The organism is Mariniluteicoccus flavus (assembly GCF_054776655.1).
Map to the genome: position 1 here is coordinate 538,272 of NZ_BAAHBN010000001.1, position 13,802 is coordinate 552,073.

The following is a 13,802-nucleotide window of genomic DNA, read 5'->3' on the forward strand; positions in this document are numbered from 1 at the left end:
CGCCGTGGGCTCAGCGACCGAGGTCGGCCGCGTCGATGTCGAGCTCGTTCGCCGCGAGCGCGGCGATCGACTGACGCAGTGCCGTCTTGGTCGTGCGGCCGTAGACGACCGACGCCACCGACAGCCCGTCGAGGCTGGAGATCAGGCGCCGCGCAGCCCCGGCCGGATCGGCGCAGGTGAACACGCCCTCGTCGACACCCTCGCTGATCAGGGCGGCCAGCGCCGACACCCAGGCGGCGTCGAGGTCGCGGAGCGTACGCCGGATGCGCGGCTCCCGCAGGGCGACCGACCAGGCGTCGATCCACAGGCGCCAGCTGCCGGTCGCGCCGGTCGGGCCGCACTCCCGCAGGAAGCGACCGACGCGCGCGGCGATCGGGCCGGAGCGCGACGTGAGGCGCTCGATGCTCGCGAGGTCGTTGTTGGCGTAGTGCTCGAAGGCCGCCACCATCAGCGCCTCCTTCGAGTCGAAGTGGTAGTGGACCAGCGCGGTGCTGATGCCGAGCGCCTTCGCGACGTCCTGCACGCGGGTCGCGGCCATGCCGCGCTCGGCGATCTGCTCCAGCGTCATCGAGAGGATGTCGTCACGCCGGGTGTCTTTGCGCTGGGCCATGGGGTCGATGCTAGTCGTCTGGTCCACGCACGGAGAGGTATCCACAGATGAGGAAAGACGTGGCCGTGACCGTCTCCGGTCGCCACGACGTGGCCCGCACCGACCAGCCCGGGTCCGCCGTGGTGTGGCCGTGGACCGGTGAGGCCCGGGAGCTGCCGGGAGATCGCGAGATCGCGGCCGCGCTGGGACTGTCGGTGCTCGACGGCGTCGAGGGTCGCCCGGGCCTGCGCGAGTCGCTCGCGGCCGGGGTCGACGTCGGCGTACGCGGCGCCGCGACCACCACACTCGTGGCGCCCGACGGGCGGGTGCATCGGCTCGTCGTGGTGCACGTCGGCGACGACCCGACGCCGCAGGCGCTCGGCGAGGCGGCCACGCTGGCTGCGCGCCACGTCGAGGGAGCGACCACGCTGGTGAGCGCCCTCCCGCGGCTGGCGGCCCCGGGTGACCTCGAGCTCGCCACCGAGCTGGTGGCGGAGGGGCTCGTGCTCGGGTCCTACCGCTATGGGCGTGCCGAGGAGCCCCGGGTCGAGCTGCTCGGCGCGGGGTCTGCGGAGGCGGCCCGTGCCGGCGTACGGACGGGGGCGTTGGCGAACCACGCCCGGCGGCTGGTCGAGCGGCCGGCCGACGACCTCGACCCCGACGCGTTCGCCGCGGCGTGCGTCGAACTGCTCGAGGGCGCCGGTGTCGCGTGCGAGGTCTGGGACGCCGCCGAACTGGAGCGGTGCGGCTTCGGCGCGACCGTCGCCGTCGGCCGTGGTTCCCGATCGGGGGCGCGGCTGGTCGTGGGGCGCCGGAGCGGGCGTACGCGCCACCTCGGCCTGGCCGGCAAAGGCATCACGTTCGACTCGGGCGGGGTGAACATCAAGACCGACACCGGCGAGATCGCCTGGATGAAGTCCGACATGGCCGGGGCCGCGAGCGTCGCGGGGGCGGTCGCCGCAGCCGTGGCCGCCGGGGCCGACCCCACGCTGACCGTGGCGCTGCCGATCGCCGAGAACATGGTCTCGCGCGATGCACTGCGACCCGGCGACGTCGTGACCCACCCGAATCGCCGCACCACCGAGGTCACCAACACCGACTGCGAGGGAAGGCTGGTGCTGGCCGACGCGCTCACGTTCCTGGCAGGTGAGGGGGCGGACGGGCTGGTCGACGTCGGCACGCTCACCGACGGCGGCGGCTTCGGGCCAAAGCTGTGGAGCGTGTCGGGCCGCGGGCTGATCGACGAACTGATGGCGGCCGGGCGACGCGGGGTGGGAACTGCCGCTGGTCGAGCAGTACGCCGACCTGCTCGCCACGCCGGTCGCCGACGCCGTGAACTCGGCGCCGGGTTTGGGCGTGGGTGGAGCCCTGATGGCGGGGGTCTATCTGTCGGCGTTCACCGACGGGCTTCCGTGGGCGCACATCGACAACGGGGGCACCGCATACCTCACGCGCGACTGCTATCCGTGGCCGGTCGGGGCCACGGGGTCACCTCTGCGGGCGCTCTCCCGGTTCCTCCGCGACCTGGGGTGAGCGGCGGCCCCCGGCTGCGCGGAGTGTGACACGGACGAGCGCGCCCACCGCGTACACGGCGACGCCGATGGCGATGGAGCGCCACGGGAGCGTCACGACGAGCGTGACGCAGAGGATCGCGCCGATCACCTGCAGGGCGCTGGGGAAGCGGCGGTGGTCGGCGGTCTGGGTGTACGCGGCCACGTTCGCCACGAGGTAGTAGAGCAGGACGCCGAAGCTCGAGAACCCGATGACGGTGCGGATGTCGCCGACGAGCACCAGGACGATGACGGCGGCGGCGAGTGCCAGTTCGGCGCGGCGCGGGACGCTGTGGCGGGGATCGACGACGGCGAGGCCTCGGGGCAGGTCGCCGTTGCGGGCCATGGCGAGGGTGGTGCGGCCGATCCCGGTCATCAGGTTGAGCATGGCGCCGGCGATGGCGAGGCCGGCGGCGACGGCGATGACGGGAACGAGCCAGGGCGCGTTCGCGGCGCGGCCGAGGTCGCCCAGCGGAGCGGGACTGGCCGCGAGCCGCGCCGGGCCCAGCGCGGCCAGGAGAACGGAGCCGACTCCGGCGTACACGACGGCGGCGATCGCGAGCGCGATCAGGATGGCGCGGGGGATCGTGCGCGTGGGATCGCGGACCTCCTCCCCCATGGTCGCGATGCGCGCATAGCCGGCGAAGGCGAAGAAGAGCAGGCCGGCCGATTGCAGGACGCCGCCGGGGGTCACGACCGACTCGAGAACCGTGGAGTCCGTCGGGTGCAGGGCGGGCGTCAGGCCGAGCGCGACAACCACGGCGAGGACGGGCAGCACGATCGCGATGATGACGCGCGTGGCACGGGCGGTGCGCGTGACGCCGAACAGGTTGATCGCGGTGAGCACGAGCACGGCGGCGACGGCGAGCGGGCGCTGGAGGTGGGGGGCCGCGTACGAGGCGAGGGTGAGCGCCATTGCCGCCACCGACGCGGTCTTGCCGATGACGAATCCCCACCCGGCAAGGAATCCCGGCCACTCCCCCAGCCGTTCGCGGCCGTAGACGTAGGTGCCGCCCGAAGTCGGGTATTGCGCGGCGAGCTGGGCCGACGAGGTCGCGTTGCAGTAGGCCGCGACGAGCGCGAGCGCGAGTCCCATGAGCAGGCCGTCTCCCGCCACCGCGGCCGCCGGGGACCAGACGACGAAGACCCCCGCGCCGATCATGGAACCCAGGCCGATGACGACGGCGTCGCCGAGGCCGAGGCGGCGTTGGAGGGGTGGCTGCGGTGCGCTCACCCGCGGGAACCTAGCGGGCGAAGGTGACAGGCGGAAGAACGGTCTCCGCGACCGACTACGTTCTCCGAGCGAGCGAAGCGAGACGAGGAGCCCGAGAACGCTCTCCGAGCGAGCGAAGTGAGACGAGGAGTGTTGTCCCCTTCCCCTCCCGTGTTGTCCCTCTCGCCCACACCCGGCACGTCCGGCAGGTCCACCGGCAGACTGGGGACGTGAGCGAATCGACGAACGAGACCGCGGCCGCCCAACCGGCCAGCCGCGGCGCGAAGACCGACGTCGTCCTCGGCGACGACGGTCTGGCACGCCCCGCGTGGGCTTCCACCGACCCCCTGCTGCGGGACTACTACGACACCGAGTGGGGCATGCCGGTGCGCGACGAGCGCGGCATGTTCGAACGGCTCAGCCTCGAGGGATTCCAAGCAGGCTTGAGCTGGGCGACGATCCTCCGCAAGCGCGAGAACTTCCGTGCGGCGTTCGCGGGCTTCGACCCGGACGTGGTGGCGACCTTCGGGGACGACGACATCGATCGGCTCATGGCCGACGCCGGCATCGTCCGCAACCGCGCGAAGATCCTCGCCACGATCGGCAACGCGCAGGCCACGATCGCGCTCCGTCCCGAGACCGACCTCGCGACCTTCATCTGGTCGTTCCAGCCGGCCGACACGCTGCGTCCAAGGTCGTTCGCGGAGATCCCGAGCACCTCCGCCGAGTCGATCGCGTGCTCGAAGGCCCTCAAGAAGCTCGGGTTCCGGTTCGTGGGGCCGACGACGGTGTTCGCCCTCATGGAGGCCACCGGCATCATCGACACCCATCTCGTCGACTCCCACCGCCGAGGCAGTGCCGGGGTCTGGCCGGACTGATCTTGAAATGGTTCGGCCCGTCCTGATCGGCGGTTCAGGGGCGTACGCGGCACCCCGGCGATAGAATGGGCGGTCACCACGAGCGAAGGAGCCCCATGGCCGTCGAGATCGAACGCAAGTTCACCATCGCCCCCGGCGTACGCGTGCCCGAGCTCGGCGACGCCGCCACACTGGGCGACTCGCGCCGGTTCAACCTGTCGGCGGTCTATTTCGACACCCCCACGCTCGAACTGGCCCGGAACCGCGTCACCCTGCGCCGTCGCACCGGAGGCGGCGACGCGGGCTGGCACCTCAAGCTGCCGGGCGACGGCCACGCGCGCGAGGAGATCCACGAGCCCATCGTGCGCGGTGCCAGCACGCTGCGGGTGCCTGCAGCCCTGCGTACGCAGGTCTCCGACCTGATCGGGTACGCACCCCTGGTCCCCGTCGTCGACCTGCGCACCCGACGCACCGAGACCGACCTGACGACCGCGCGCGGCCGGCGCCTCGCCATCCTCTGCGACGACACCGTGACCGCCGTACGCAACGGCGAGGAGCAGAAGTGGCGCGAACTCGAGGTCGAACTCGCCGGTGGCGAGCTGTCCGACCTCGACGCGATCACCGAGGCCCTCGCGGCCGGCGGCGTCGAGCCCAGCGAGTCGGTGTCGAAGCTGGTCCAGGCCATGGGTGACCGCCTGAGGAGCGCCGAGGACGAGCGGCTGGGCCGCAAGTCCAGCGCTGCGGCGGTCCTGCGCGCCTACATCGGCGCCCAGGTCGGCATGATCCAGGGCCGCGAGCCCGAGGTCCGCGAGGACGCCCCCGACTCGGTCCACAAGATGCGCGTGGCGACGCGCCGACTGCGCAGCACCCTGCGTACATTCCGCGACCTCATGGACGCCAAGCGCACCGAGCGTCTGCGCGGCGAGCTGAAGTGGCTCGGCGAGATGTTGGGCGGCCCGCGCGACGCCGAAGTGCTGGCGGAGCGGCTGAATGCTGCGGTGGCAGGACTTCCGGCCGATGCCGTGCAGGGGCCCGTCGCCGAGCGCGTGGCCTGCGAGCTGTCCTCGCGCCATGACGAGACCCACCGCGCGCTGGTCGAGGCGCTTGACTCGGATCGTTGCCAGACCCTGTTCGACGACCTGGTGGGGCTGTTCACCGAGTCGCCGTTCACCGACTACGCGGACGCGCGCGCCAAGGGCGTACTACCTCCCCTGCTGGAGAAGGCGACCAAGCGCGTCACGAAGCGGTGGAAGGCGGCGCAGGAGGCCGAGGACGCCGACGAGCGGCTCCACCTCGCCCACGAGGCGCGCAAGAAGGCCAAGGCTGCGCGCTATGCGTGGGAGGCCGTGATCCCGGCCTTCCCCGCTGCGGAGGAAGCGGCCGCGGCCTGGGAGCAGGTCACCGAGTCGCTCGGGACGGCCCAGGACACCGTCGTGGCGCGCGAGCGCCTGGTTGAGCTGGCGCGTGTGGCCGCGGACGCCGGCGAGCCGACGTTCACCTACGGCGTGCTGTGGGAGCGGGAGGAGGCCCACCAGAACGCGGCCCACGACGTGGCTGCATCGGCGATCAGGGCGGCGAAGAAGGCGTCGTCGCTGTAGGGGTTGGGGCGAGGGGATCCGCGTACGCTGTCGCCGTGATAAGAGTTGAGCGGGAGCACGCGCTGCGTCGTACGGTGCTGGGGGTTGCCGGGCTGAACGCCGCAGCGATGGTCGCCGAGATGACCGTCGCGCTGTTCATCGGGTCGGTGTCGCTGTTTGCTGATGCCGTCGACTTCGGCGAGGACACGGCGGTCAACCTGCTGATCTTCCTCGCGCTCGGCTGGCCGATCGCCCGGCGCGCCGCGGCCGGCAAGGTGATGGCGCTGATCATCTGCATCCCTGCCCTGGCGGCGATCTGGCAGGCCGTCGCAAAGTTCGCGAACCCCGAGGCGCCCGATGTGGGCTGGCTGATCGCCACCGCCGGGGTGGCCGCGATCGTGAACTCGGTCTGCGCGTGGCTGCTGGCACGATTCCGCCACGATGCGGGGTCGATGTCGAAGGCGGCGTTCCTGGCGGCGCGCAACGACGTCGTCGCGAACCTCGCGATCATCGCGATGGGGGTGGTGACGATGTTCTGGCGGTCGGGCTGGCCCGACATCGTGCTGGGGCTGCTGATCGTTGTGCTGAACCTGTCGGCGGCCAAGGAGGTCTGGGAGGCCGCGGAAGAGGAACGGCTTGCGGCGAAGGCGCTGGCGGGCGAGGACATCGACTGACGGAATGGGACGCATGATCCCACGTTCGCCGGCGAACGCCTGCGAGACGAGGAGTCCCACGCTGGCTGAGCGACGAAGGAGTCGAAGCCACTCCGTTCTCCGAGCCAGCGCCAGCGAGACGAGGAGCCCCACGCTGGCTGAGCGACGAAGGAGTCGAAGCCACTCCGTTCTCCGAGCCAGCGCCAGCGAGACGAGGAGCCACGGCCACGTTCTCCGAGCGAGCGCCAGCGAGACGAGGAGCCACGGCCAGGTTCTCCGAGCGAGCGCCAGCGAGACGAGGAGCCACGGCCCACGCTCTCCAAGCAAGCACCAGCGAGACGAGGAGCCGGGCATCCCGCGGGACCGCACCCACGTCCTCCAAGCGAGGCCGCCTGCGGCCGAGACGAGGAGCCGGGCATGCTTCGCTGCCCCCGGGACGGCTCTCCCGGCGGTTCGTCAACAGGTGGAAGGGTGTGGCCTCTGGGCTGGGCCGATCATTCCGGGCCGACCCGAGCCCACAAAGCGCGACATCGGTTCAGGCGGCCGCTTCCTCTATCAGGGGGATGAGCGCGGGGCTCATGGTGGCGAACAACCGTGCGGCAGCAGCTGTGGCTTCGTCACGGATCTGGTGTTGTGCGTGTTTGTGGGCGAGTTCGGCGGCTCGTCGGGTGGCCTGGCGGATGCGTCGTCGGGTGCCTGTTGGGTCGATGATCAGGTCGGTGTCGGGGTTGCGGGTGTAGGTGCCGTGGGGGGTGGTCCAGAACTCCTGTCCGGTCGGGGTTCTCCAGTGCGTAACGCCCGACCGAACGAGGGTGGAGGTGAACCCGCCGAACGTCTTGGCGCGGTGGACCCGCTTCGACAGTGGGGTGAGGTTCGTCGTGCAGGTCTGGCCGAGGGGGAACTCGACGATGTGATCGAGGTCGATGAACTTTCCGGCCGAACGCCGTGTGGAGAACGGGAATGCCTCGTATTCCTCCCGCAAAAGCACCTCCCGCCGTTGCGCCTCGGTGGGTTCGTAGCCGACGGTCACGTGCGGGGTCTCGGGATCCAGAACCGGCCGCACGGTCACCTTCGCGGCGTTCGCAAGGAGTGCATCGAGTTGGGACCGGGCGACCGAGCCGAGGCCGGTGACCTGACCGCCGGCGCCGCGGTCGACCTGGTCCGGGCGGACGTGGACGACGAGTTCGAGGAGGTCCTTGCGCGCCGGCAATCCCGGCGACGAGTCGGCTTGATCAGTGCCGTCGAGGTCGAGGGTTCCAGCGCCCAGGACGCGTCCCGCACGGGCGGGATCGGCGAGGAGTTCGATCGCCTGGGCGCGCAACACGGCGAACTGATGATCCAACGGATCGACATCAGCTCCCTCGGCCACGGTGCCATCACTGTCGGCCGAGTCCTGGCGTCCGGCACCACGGAGGATGCCCGCGAGCTGGGTGATGGTCTTGTCGAGCCGCAGCGCGGCGGGGCCGTCGACCTGCCCGGTGACCAGCGCGGTCCCAGCCTCCCCTGGCCGAACGGTGACGAAGCGCCGTTCCAGTGCAGCCTTCCTGCGGGCCTCCGCACCGTCGGGGTCGACGACATCGCACAGGAGTTCGGCCTGGTTCAGCAGCCGCGTGACGGTGTACTGCGGAGCGAACGGCGCGAGTTTCCGGTCGACCTCACCCGCCATGTCGGCGGTGAGTTCACGGGTGCGGGTGAGTTGGGCAACCTTCCGCGCGGCGAATACGCGGACGAACCCGCCGATCACCAAGGCCCACAGCTTGGGGTGGCGGTGGCGGAGGTCGAGGACGTCGGCGATGAGCTGGGCGGCCGCGTCCGGGGACATGCCTAGTGCAGGGCCGACTTCGAGGGTGCAGAACTCGGCGACCTCCGGCGTACCATCACCGCCGAGAACCATCAGCCGTTCGCCGTGGAGGACCGACGGCGCGGAATCGCTGCCAGTGCAGTCATCGAGGGGTTCGTCGATCCACGAGTACGCCTCCGCCGCCGCGGCGACGAGGGCGAGCTGGTCGATCTCGGCCTGGCGTTGGCGGTCGGCGGCGTCTTTGAGGCCGAGGATGACCGCGGTGCGGTCGGGTTTTCCCTTCGCAACAAGGTGTTCGATGAGATCGTCCATGGTTTCCCCCTGGGGTGTGGTGATGGTTCCAGCCTAGGAAGGGGGTCTGACAATTTCGGGCCCAGAACAGGGTCTTCCGAAAAGAATCTCGAACTATTTTTTTGCTTGCGTGGAAGGCGATCGCGCGCGGGTGGCTTCGACTCCTGCGTCGCTCAGCCAGCGTGACCCCCGGGTGGCTTCGACTCGTTCCTCGCTCAGCCAGCGTGACCGCGAGTCCCCGGATCGGTCGCCTGCTCCTCGTCTCGCTGGCGCTCGCTCGGAGAACGTGGGTAGACGACACAGGTGGCTTCGACTCGTTCTCGACGAGCCAACGTGAGCGGGGACGCTCTTGGGCTCGCGCGCCCGGTGTCTGGAGGACCGATGAGCAACGCGGCCCCCGCAACCAGACCGGAACCGATCCAGAAACGAGGGCCGCGTGGCGAAGAGCGTCCGAAGACACCGGATTGTGCGCGCGAGGCCGTACGCCTGGCGGAGCCAGGCCATCCAACTCAACCCCGCACGAAGTCCCCGATCACCGCCGGCGCCCCCGCGTCGAACCCGACGACGTCCAACATCCCGCCGTCATCGGGGTCGGCCACGGTGAACCCGGTCGCCGTCATCCCCACCACCACGAGCTTTGCGGCGATGCCGCTGGTCTCGCGATAGCGACGCAACGCCTGGAACGGGTGCTCCGCTCCGAACCAGGTCTCGTTGTCGGTGTAGACCACGAAGGCGTCCACTGCGAGGCCGCGCTCGATGGCGTGCTGCATGGGCAGCGCGACATCGGTCGCCCCCATGGGGATGCGGGCCAACCGCGCCACCACGTCGTCGAGGCGCTGGCGAGGGCTGATCCGCACCGGGACCATGCGATCGCTGAACGCGACGACCTGCACGTCGCGCTCGGTGGCCGCGGTGACGAGTGCCATCGCGGCCGCCCCCACCGCCGGGGTGATGGGCGATCCGGCGATGGTGCCGAAGCCCATCGAGCCCGACACGTCCAACGCGAGCATCACGCGCTTGCCCGTCGGCTCGACGGTCTGGAATGCCTTGTAGAACAGAGCATCCATGGCGTCGACGATCGCCTGCACCGGTTCCCACACGAGACCACCGCGTACGCCGTGGCCGTTCGCGTACGTCGTGAGCGCCGTCAACACCTGGAGCGGGTGCAGGCGGGCGCGGCGTACGCGCTCGGCGTCGGCGAACTGGTCGACGACGATCCGCGTGGCCTCCGCACCCGGCGCGAGCACGCCGAGCGCGGTGAGCCGACCGAGGTTGCGGAGCAACGCCGTCATCGGGATTCCCATGCGGACAAGGGCCTCCCAGACGCGACGCTCCCCCAGCGTCTCGGGCGGGAGCATCTCCCACGTGACACCGCCGCCCTCGATGAGCGCGACGATGTCGTCGACGCCACCCGTCTGGGCGGCGAGGTAGCGACCCACGACCTCGGGCGCACCGTCCCCGTCACCGTGGCCGGTCACCCACGAGAACAGCGCGCGGCGCTGCGGCTCGTCGGTCGCCGGGTGGGCGAGGCGGAGCAGGTCGCGGTGCGACCAGCCCTCACGGGAGCGATACTTCACGACCTGGTACGCGACGTCCTCGACGGGCGCGTCCGCGTACCAGCCGGCGACCGCACGGCGGAGGCCGCGGCCCCACCCGCGGAACTGCTCGACGTAGCCGGCGAACAGGAACAGGTGGGTGCCCGTGCGGGCGACCTTCGGGAGAAGCGCGAGCGCAGCTCGGCGATGGTCCGCATCCCCGATCGAGGAAGCGATCGCGAGCGCGAACAGCGTCGCGTTGGGGCGCGGGGCGGCGCCCGAGAGCGACACCTCCTCGATGGTCGCGAGCAGGGTCTCCGGGTCGTTCTCGGCCATGCGTACGACGACCTCCGCGTTGTCGCGCGTGAGCTCGCGGGCGCCGACATAGAACGTGCCGCCGTCGGTGCCGAGCACGAGGAAACGGCGCAGGCGCGCGGCGTCGTCGAGCTCGAAGGTCCACCCACCGGCGGTGTTGCAGACCTGGTCGGCGCGCGCCTTGGCGTGCTGCGGCGTGCGGCGGAGGCCGAACGTGGTCAGGATGTCGTTGATCATGGGTGTCCCTCCTTCAAGGGTCGCCAGGTGCACCAGGCGCCGGACGGCCGGAGGGCGCGCACGGGCATGGTGTTCGGACCGGAGTCCCCCGAAGGGGCGGATTCGAACCGTTGGATGCCAGATAACCGGACCGATCCGGCCCGTACGCGCCCACCGGTCGCCCGGTGAACCTCGTGATGGTGCTGCTTGTTGGGTTGGTGTTGCGACCGGTCGGGCGTGTTGTGGCCATCGGATCCCGGTTTCCCGGACGGCGCTCTGCCAGTTGAGCTACGCGGCGAACCGCGACGGGACTCGAACCCGCAACCTTCGTAATCTGAAATGATAACCGACGCGCCTCCGGCCCGACCGGCGAACGCAACACGTCAACCATAGAAGGGATCGCGGGAAGGGCGCATCCGATTATTCACTCCTCGTCTCGGCCGCAGGCGGACTCGCTCGGAGAACGTGTCTCAGCCGAGGTCGCAGCCGTCCAGGTCGCAGCCTCCGAGGTCCGGCATCTCGAAGCCGCCGGCCGAGTCGACGAAGCCCGACACACCCTCGGTGAAGGCGCCGAAGACCTCGCCGGCGCCCTCGCCCACGTTGCCGAACATCTCACCCATGTCGGGCATGTCGAACCCGCCGCCGAACGCGTCGCCGACGGCGAACAGGTCGGCGTCGCCGCCGAAGTGGAGGTCGGGGGTCATGAAGTCGAACCACATCAGGTCGAACATCAGGTCGGTGCCGGTGTAGCCCCCGTCGGCGAGCCCGCCGCCGCCCATCTCCTTGTAGCGCTTCGCGACGTCGCCGAAGACCTTCGACCAGTGCTCGGCCACGCCGAACACGATCGCGTACGGGAGGTAGCGAGAGAAGATCTCGGACGCCTCCTCGAACTTGATCTGGTCGGCCTCGGCCGTCGCGAGGTATTGCTTGAACCCCAGCGACTGGATCATCATCGCCGTGCCCTCGGCCGTGCGGCCCACGCGTACGCCGCGCCCGATGACGAGGGCGACGATGCCGCCGATGACCATGCCGAGCGGGAGCAGGAAGGCCGGGACCTCGAGGCGGTCCGCGCCGATCGCCCCGAACACCACGACGGCCGCGAGGACCCCGAGCGCCAGCAGGATGCCGCCCCAGATGCGGAGCTTGCCGCCCTTGGCGAGGGGGTGCCGGGGATACCACCCGTTGTCGACGACCTGGCGATAGAGGTCGACCTGGGCCTCGCGCATCGCGGCGCCGAAGCCGTGCTGCAGGTCGGACATGCGTACGGTCGGGCCCTGGCCGAACATCGCCTGCAGCAGGGTCTTCTCGAACGGCCGCACGTCGCTCGGCGGGTTGGGGTCGGCGCGCAGCAGCCAGTCCTGCTTGGCCTTCTTGCGGCGCGACGACGGGCCGGTCTCACCGACCGGGGCGTCGTGGGACACCTCGGGCGCCTCGTTCTCTCCGAGCAGCGGCACGGTCTTGATGGTCAGGAACCCGCGTACGGCGAGGTCGACGATGGTCGCCGTCACGTCGCGCATCTCGGCGCGGCCGTCGACGATCGTGCCGACCAGACCGGGCGCGACATCCCGCGGCGGGGAGAACTGCACCGCAACGGGACCGGCGTACTCCCGTCCGGACAGGCGACGACGCCCGGGCTGCTGGCCCTTGAGGGGCAGCAGTCCGGGCGTCAATCCCTCGAAGATCTCGTCACGGGATCGACGGCGCGCCACCACGGACACGACGATCATGAGGGTGCAGATCAGGAGGCCGGCGACGGCAAGGGCGATGCTCACCCCTCCATTGTGCCAAGAGGGTGGTGAGGCGCGCCCCGCGTACGCCTCCCTACAGCGATCAGCGCGGGTCGCGCGCCATCTTCCCCGCCTCGACGTAGCCGTCGTGGGAGTCGTGGGCCCGCTTGAGCAGGGCCATCAGTTCGTCGGAGTCGCGGATCTCCTTGCGGAACTTCTCGGGCAGCTTGCGGATCTGGTCCTCCTCGTCGAGGAGCTTCGCGTAGTTCTTCTCCTTGAGCTCCTGGTCGGTCTCGTAGTCGGCGTCCAGGTATTGCGTCGCATGGCGACGCGCATTGGCCACATAGTTCTTCGCGCGGCCGCGCGGGCTGACCAGCGAGGCGATGACGGTGACGACCAGAACGCCGATGATGACGCTCAGCGACAGGGTCGTGGAGACCTCGACGACCTTCACGTGCTCGCCGTCGTTGATGAACGGCAGGTTGTTCTCGTGAAGGGCATGGAGGATCAGCTTGACGCCGATGAAGCCCAGGATCGCCGCGAGACCGTAGGACAGGTAGATGAGGCGGTCGAGCAGGCCGTCGATCAGGAAGTAGAGCTGGCGCAGGCCCATCAGCGAGAACGCGGTCGCCGTGAACACGATGAACACGTTCTGGGTGAGGCCGAAGATCGCCGGGATCGAGTCGAGCGCGAACAGGATGTCGGTGCCGCCGATGGCGATCATCACCAACAGCATCGGCGTCAGGACCTTCTTGCCGTTCTCCACCGTGAACAGCTTGTCGCCGTCGTAGTGGTCGGACGTGTGCACGAGCTTCCTCGCGACGCGGATCATGATGTTGTCGGCGCCGTGGTCGTCGTCACTGGACAGCTCGCTCTTCAGCAGGTTGCCGGCGGTGATGATGAGGATGAGGCCGAACAGATAGAAGATCCAAGCGAACGAGTTGATCAGCGCGGCACCGAGGAAGATGAACCCGGTGCGGGCGATCAGCGAGAACACGATGCCGAACAGCAGCACCTTCTGCTGGTCAGCGCGCGGGACCCGGAAGCTCGACATGATGATCAGGAAGACGAACAGGTTGTCGACCGACAGCGCCTTCTCGGTGATGTAGCCCGCGAAATATTCGGTGCCCATCTGGTGTCCGCCGAAGATCCAGACGCCCACGCCGAAGACGAGCGCCAGTCCGACATAGATGGCCGACCAGACGCCGGCCTCCTTGAGCGTCGGCGTATGAGCCTTGCGGACGTGGAAGAAGAAGTCGAACAACAGCAGGCCGACGATGCCGACGATCGTGGCGATCCAGATCCAGGTGGGGACCAATGCAGTTTCTCCTGTCGGGGCGTGAAGACAGTACGCGCCCGAGGGTCGGGACTTCGGCCACCCCGGAGGATGGAGGGCCGCTGCCTTCATGGCGAAGCAGCAGCGACCGGACCAGCGTACCGACCCGCGCGATTGTCGACAATCGCGCGGGTCGGGCTGG

General features: G+C 70.0%; 10 protein-coding genes and 1 pseudogene. 5 read left to right on the plus strand and 6 right to left on the minus strand.

The features are described from left to right. Positions 1 to 10: 10 nt before the first annotated feature. Positions 11 to 610, minus strand: coding sequence for a TetR/AcrR family transcriptional regulator (locus ACYVAG_RS02735; RefSeq protein ID WP_460766148.1), 600 nt, complete (start codon positions 608 to 610; stop codon positions 11 to 13). A 47-nt stretch (positions 611 to 657) separates the two neighbouring features. Between ACYVAG_RS02735 and ACYVAG_RS02740 the strand changes: the two are divergent. Next, a pseudogene (locus tag ACYVAG_RS02740) lies at positions 658 to 1,767 on the plus strand (M17 family peptidase N-terminal domain-containing protein); the annotation flags it as partial. A gap of 127 nt (positions 1,768 to 1,894) precedes the next feature. Continuing rightward, complete coding sequence (locus ACYVAG_RS02745) at positions 1,895 to 2,122, plus strand: hypothetical protein (RefSeq protein WP_460766825.1); 228 nt, start codon at positions 1,895 to 1,897, stop codon at positions 2,120 to 2,122. On the opposite strand, the gene ACYVAG_RS02750 is transcribed toward ACYVAG_RS02745, so the two are convergent. After that, complete coding sequence (locus tag ACYVAG_RS02750; RefSeq protein WP_460766151.1) at positions 2,078 to 3,373, minus strand: APC family permease; 1,296 nt, start codon at positions 3,371 to 3,373, stop codon at positions 2,078 to 2,080. The two genes, ACYVAG_RS02745 and ACYVAG_RS02750, sit on opposite strands and share 45 nt — an antisense overlap. A 209-nt stretch (positions 3,374 to 3,582) precedes the next feature. Here ACYVAG_RS02750 and ACYVAG_RS02755 point away from each other — a divergent pair, with 209 nt between their 5' ends. From ACYVAG_RS02755 to ACYVAG_RS02765, 3 genes are all read left to right on the plus strand, one after another. Then, positions 3,583 to 4,230 (plus strand): DNA-3-methyladenine glycosylase I, encoded by a 648-nt coding sequence (locus tag ACYVAG_RS02755; RefSeq protein WP_460766154.1) that lies wholly within the window; start codon positions 3,583 to 3,585, stop codon positions 4,228 to 4,230. A 95-nt stretch (positions 4,231 to 4,325) separates the two neighbouring features. Then, the gene (locus ACYVAG_RS02760) at positions 4,326 to 5,807 is read left to right on the plus strand and encodes a CYTH and CHAD domain-containing protein (protein ID WP_460766156.1); all 1,482 of its coding nucleotides are present in this window, start codon (positions 4,326 to 4,328) and stop codon (positions 5,805 to 5,807) included. Positions 5,808 to 5,842: 35 nt separating this feature from the next. Then, a complete protein-coding gene (locus ACYVAG_RS02765) occupies positions 5,843 to 6,460 on the plus strand; it encodes a cation transporter (protein WP_460766158.1) in 618 nt (205 codons plus the stop codon). A gap of 514 nt (positions 6,461 to 6,974) precedes the next feature. Here the strand turns inward: ACYVAG_RS02765 and ACYVAG_RS02770 are convergent. The 4 genes from ACYVAG_RS02770 to ACYVAG_RS02785 form a co-directional block, all read right to left on the minus strand. Further along, positions 6,975 to 8,552 carry a DUF222 domain-containing protein gene (locus ACYVAG_RS02770; RefSeq protein ID WP_460766161.1) on the minus strand — a complete coding sequence of 526 codons (1,578 nt, stop codon included), beginning with the start codon at positions 8,550 to 8,552 and terminating at the stop codon, positions 6,975 to 6,977. A gap of 488 nt (positions 8,553 to 9,040) precedes the next feature. Next, the gene (locus ACYVAG_RS02775) at positions 9,041 to 10,618 is read right to left on the minus strand and encodes a TROVE domain-containing protein (RefSeq protein WP_460766164.1); all 1,578 of its coding nucleotides are present in this window, start codon (positions 10,616 to 10,618) and stop codon (positions 9,041 to 9,043) included. Between the two features lie 449 nt (positions 10,619 to 11,067). Beyond that, positions 11,068 to 12,369, minus strand: a complete 1,302-nt coding sequence (locus tag ACYVAG_RS02780) for a DUF2207 domain-containing protein (RefSeq protein ID WP_460766167.1) — start codon at positions 12,367 to 12,369, stop codon at positions 11,068 to 11,070. Positions 12,370 to 12,427: 58 nt separating this feature from the next. Further along, positions 12,428 to 13,642: a TerC family protein gene (locus ACYVAG_RS02785; RefSeq protein WP_460766170.1), complete on the minus strand. Its 1,215-nt coding sequence runs from the start codon at positions 13,640 to 13,642 to the stop codon at positions 12,428 to 12,430. Positions 13,643 to 13,802 lie beyond the last annotated feature (160 nt).